The following is a 3946-nucleotide window of genomic DNA, read 5'->3' as shown; positions in this document are numbered from 1 at the left end:
AATGACACCCGGGCGCTGCTGGCCCTGATCCCCCAACTACTTCCCCGGATCTGGCGCGATGAGCAGCGTTATCAGAAGGGGGGCGTCATGCTGGCCGACTTCACCCCCGCCGGCATGCAGCAGGGCGACCTGTTCGCCGGGGTGCAGCATTCCCCGCGCAGCGAGGCACTGATGCAGGTCATCGACAAGATCAACCAGGGGCGGTTGGGGAAAGTCTACTTTGCGGCCAGGGGCCGGGATACACGGGAGTGGATGATGAAGCAGGAGCATCTAAGCCCCCGATACACAACAAGCCTGGATGAACTCCCAAGCGCGAAATGACGATGAAAGTACGTTACCGAGCGGCAGTCACGTTATCGAGGCAGCCTTTGAAGATCGCATTCCAGTCACTTTCATTTGTGTTCCCTTGCATGGTAATCCCGACATCCAACAAGGCGCCCTCCCATGCCTGGGCATCATGAAAGGCCTTTGCCTTGGCTTGCTCCTGAGTCAACCCATCCTCTTGGGCATATGCAGCAAGCAGCTTATTGGAGGATGTTGAATAGAGCTTCTCGAAGTAGGCCAGGTCCGTTGCATTCCGGACTTCTGCCCGCAATGCCATCAGCTCATCCTTGTCCCTCTCCGAGTAAGCTTTAGCATCTTCGACAAAGGAGTCGCAGATCGGGTATGCACCATCGTTATGGCCCTGGGAACCCAGGGCTGCAAGTAATGGGATAAATGCTAGCAAGGTATTCATCCTGTCCACCTTTAAGCGAGCCGCTGTAGCACTAAAATCTAGTATCCTCTAATGAATCCGGCAATGGGCATGAGCTCTTAAATGACCCGCATTTCATTCACCTGTTGGTCCATAGTTCGGGCCAGGTCTGACGCCTGATGAATCACCTCATCCACCGCACGATCCACTGACTGCCGCACCTGAACGCCAAACCGGCGTGATACCAGATCCGCATCTGGCACCACTCGCCCGCTGCCGTGGCACTTCGGGCAGTCGTCACCCTTGCGCGGGCGTAGCCCTGTCCCATTGCAGTGGGGGCAGCGGCCTGACTGCATCATCTCAGCCACACAGTGGTCACGGGCAAGGCCCAGGATCCAGTTCCGCTCATCCAGCAGGCGCTGGTACTCATGGTCATTGCCAGCACGGTGCACCCGCTTGGCTTTCTCCATCACCACGGCGGCCCGGCGGCGCTCCTTGTCATAGTGCGGGTGAGACAGCACCAGTCTATCCAACTGCTCTGGTAGCGGGCGGCGCAGCAGGATAGCCATGGCCATGCCCGCAACCTCGCTACTACCCAGGGTCTCGCAGAAATGAGCCAGCAACCCCTGAGTGGCGTCCATGTCCAACAGGTGATCGGCTATCAGATACTGATACCCCTGAGGATTGTTCTTGGCGGCCACTTGCAGGGCACCGAGAAACTCGTCACGCCCCAGATTACTGACGTTACTGGATGACGGCTCATGAAGCGCCCCCTTGGGTGAGAAAAGGCGCAGTGCCATTTCCAATGACTTACTCATAATCAGTCCTCCTCAGGATGGCTAGGCAGCGTGAGCTTGCAGGTGGCCGGCAGCAAGAAGCTTATGGATCAACCATTGCTGCCCTTTGCCGGTGATCGTGGGCGAGAAAGCGAGACGAGTTTCACCATGTGCATCGTATGGCGTCTCGATGACTTCGAAGTAACCCTGCTCGAGATACTGCTGGAAAGGCAGATTGTGACGGTTGCCGCCCTTCATCAAGATCCGCATCTCACGCAGGATGGCGAAAATTTTCTTGGGCCCAATCCCTACGGTTTTGGCGAAATTACCGAGAAGGACACCCTTGTCGGCACCAGCTACTCGATCGGCAAAGTCAGCCTTCGGAGCCTGGATGGCGATTTGTTCTTGAGCTCTCTGCAGCTCCATGGTTTTTCTGTCTATCACTGACTGCGCCACCATCAGCGCCTTGGCTATGATCAGCTCAGGCGTGTCTTGCTCCTGCCCAACGATATAGCCACCGTTCTTGCGAATGCTCGGGATAACCTCAACTGTAACCCAGCGCTTAAACACTCTAGCCTCAGGCTTGGTGCTGCTGAATATGGCTTGATAAAGACCAGACTCATTTATAAGAGATTGATTTACATAGTTTCCTCCAATTTGGAGTACCCTTTTCTCCTTGTCGTCTTCATCAATCAGCTTGTTCATGCTGTTGGTTTGGGCATATCCCAATACCGTCGCAATGTCGCTCGCAACGAACCAGGGTTCTCCTTGCTCATCGGTGACGATACGAATGTTGTGGCCTTCGAAGGCTTTGCAGGTCAGGTTGGTCATGGTTGGGTCCTTGGTTAGTTGTCAGTCTGTTCAAATGCTTTCAGCAGCCAGGCGCGCAGCTGGCTGGTCTTGATGTGTTCAGGGGTAACTTCCAGTACGGTCCACCCGAGCAGGGCGGCCTCGTTCATCTTGGCGCGGTCCTCTACGAACCCCCTCCCCCGGGTATGCCGGCCGCCGGAGTGGATCCCGCCATGGATCTCGAGTGCGATCATGCTGGCCGGCCAGGCAAAGTCGAATCGCCATTTGCGCTTGGGATGGAACAGCAGCTCAGTGACCGGGTCAGGGAAGCCAACAAGCTGGGCCAGCACCTTGTCGCGCAGGGTCGATACTTGCTGTGCCTTGCGCACCTGGTTGGCGGCGCTCTTGACCTTGGGGCTGTTACCCAGCAGCCGGGCCGCATCGAGGGCGGAAAGGTGGATCATGCCGCCCTCCCGATGGTGTTCTTGCGCAGTTCGGCGACCTCTCGGGTCACCTGGACAAGCAGGGTCTCCTCGCTACCGTGCTCGGCCTGCCAGCTCTTGGGAGCGGCGTGGAAGCCGGTGGGGTAGCAGGCGCGATGATGACGAACGCACAGGGGCAGCACCTGGGTGTGGGCGGCACGCTGCGCCATCCCGGCACCAGAGCGCACATGGTGGATTTCAGCGGGGCTCGGCCCCAGGCCTGCATTCCGGCAGGCAATGCAGCACAGAGAGCTCACATCGCCCAACCACTGCTTATCAGCCTTGGTCTTGCTCATGCCGCGGCCCTCCCGTATGCGGCCACCCAGTCGAAGCCGCGGCGAGATTCATCCCCGAACTTCACGCCTTGCTGGGCGCCGAAGGCCTGTGCCAACTCGATGAGGTCGCGCATCTCCCGCACGGTCATCTTGGAGGTGGACTTGCCCAGCACGACAAAGCCGGTACCGTCGATGTTTGGCACCACGTCCTGCTGATGAAGGGCGGCGCTGAGCACATGCTTCCAGTCCTCCTTGGCGAGCTTGCGGCCGTGCCAGTTCACCTGTTCGGCGATGTCTGTGAGGCATGCCCAAAACATGGAGTTCTGGGCCAGAGACCGGGTCATCTCCTTGATCTCGATGACCAGAGGCTTGTCCTGGTCAACCGGCAGGCCAGCGACCAACTGGCAAGCACGGGACCGGATTTCTGGGTTGCGGAGGAAATACTTGGGATAGGTGTTCAAGCTACGCCCTCCCCAACAAGCTTCTGGAAAAGCTCGACCTGCTCGGGGCTAAACTGAGGGGGGATAGGCTTGATGCTGTGGATGCTGGCACAGCCGCGTGGGCGTGCTGCGGATAGATCTCGGGTATGTGGTTTGGTCATGGTCTGGGTCCTTTTGGTCATAAACAGCCGGATGGTCTAGGTCCGGCACTGACTATGGTACCCACTATCGATAATTTCTGTCACGCACCAGAAACAATCTGCATAACTACACACCTAGGCGCCAAGGTAGCAAATTAGTATTCAAGTCTGTGCGTTCTATTAACCAAATGACAACCTGACTTAACAGAGAGCTCCACTTGGGTTACAATGTTGATTCACTGCTAGTGCTTATATAAACTTTAATCACACAAAAAATATTATATAAATACGATCTCGGAGGATTTGTGTCTAGAACTTTCAGTGGATTAGAATTTGAAATAATGAACGAC

The 3946-nt window shown here is 56.6% G+C and carries 7 protein-coding genes; 1 reads left to right on the top strand and 6 read right to left on the bottom strand.

From position 1 onward, the window contains the following. Positions 1 to 321: DUF4113 domain-containing protein (locus LG30_RS0107765; protein ID WP_033130136.1), on the top strand; the 321-nt coding region annotated here is incomplete at its 5' end. A gap of 13 nt (positions 322 to 334) precedes the next feature. Here LG30_RS0107765 and LG30_RS0107760 read toward each other — a convergent pair. The 6 genes from LG30_RS0107760 to LG30_RS0107730 form a co-directional block, all read right to left on the bottom strand. Then, positions 335 to 736, bottom strand: coding sequence for a hypothetical protein (locus tag LG30_RS0107760; RefSeq protein ID WP_033130135.1), 402 nt, complete (start codon positions 734 to 736; stop codon positions 335 to 337). Positions 737 to 813: 77 nt separating this feature from the next. Further along, positions 814 to 1512 (bottom strand): TIGR02642 family protein, encoded by a 699-nt coding sequence (locus LG30_RS0107755; RefSeq protein WP_033130134.1) that lies wholly within the window; start codon positions 1510 to 1512, stop codon positions 814 to 816. Positions 1513 to 1533: 21 nt separating this feature from the next. Then, positions 1534 to 2301 (bottom strand): phage antirepressor KilAC domain-containing protein, encoded by a 768-nt coding sequence (locus tag LG30_RS21120; RefSeq protein WP_052100901.1) that lies wholly within the window; start codon positions 2299 to 2301, stop codon positions 1534 to 1536. A gap of 14 nt (positions 2302 to 2315) precedes the next feature. Then, positions 2316 to 2723, bottom strand: a complete 408-nt coding sequence (locus tag LG30_RS0107740) for a hypothetical protein (RefSeq protein WP_033130133.1) — start codon at positions 2721 to 2723, stop codon at positions 2316 to 2318. Continuing rightward, the gene (locus tag LG30_RS0107735; protein ID WP_033130132.1) at positions 2720 to 3037 is read right to left on the bottom strand and encodes a Ref family recombination enhancement nuclease; all 318 of its coding nucleotides are present in this window, start codon (positions 3035 to 3037) and stop codon (positions 2720 to 2722) included. Before LG30_RS0107735 ends, LG30_RS0107740 begins: the two co-directional genes overlap by 4 nt. Next, a complete protein-coding gene (locus LG30_RS0107730) occupies positions 3034 to 3477 on the bottom strand; it encodes a recombination protein NinB (protein ID WP_033130131.1) in 444 nt (147 codons plus the stop codon). The genes LG30_RS0107735 and LG30_RS0107730 overlap by 4 nt, the downstream gene beginning before the upstream one ends. Positions 3478 to 3946 lie beyond the last annotated feature (469 nt).

The organism is Aeromonas aquatica, from assembly GCF_000764655.1.
GTDB lineage: Bacteria > Pseudomonadota > Gammaproteobacteria > Enterobacterales > Aeromonadaceae > Aeromonas > Aeromonas aquatica.
Note: the sequence above shows the minus strand (reverse complement) of the source record. Positions and strands in the feature narration are given on the sequence as shown.

Bases quoted from the DNA above. Each gene is read 5' to 3' on its own strand.
- LG30_RS0107760 (WP_033130135.1), bottom strand. From the start codon at position 736: ATGAATACCTTGCTAGCATTTATCCCATTACTTGCAGCCCTGGGTTCC.
- LG30_RS0107755 (WP_033130134.1), bottom strand. From the start codon at position 1,512: ATGAGTAAGTCATTGGAAATGGCACTGCGCCTTTTCTCACCCAAGGGG.
- LG30_RS21120 (WP_052100901.1), bottom strand. From the start codon at position 2,301: ATGACCAACCTGACCTGCAAAGCCTTCGAAGGCCACAACATTCGTATC.
- LG30_RS0107740 (WP_033130133.1), bottom strand. From the start codon at position 2,723: ATGATCCACCTTTCCGCCCTCGATGCGGCCCGGCTGCTGGGTAACAGC.
- LG30_RS0107735 (WP_033130132.1), bottom strand. From the start codon at position 3,037: ATGAGCAAGACCAAGGCTGATAAGCAGTGGTTGGGCGATGTGAGCTCT.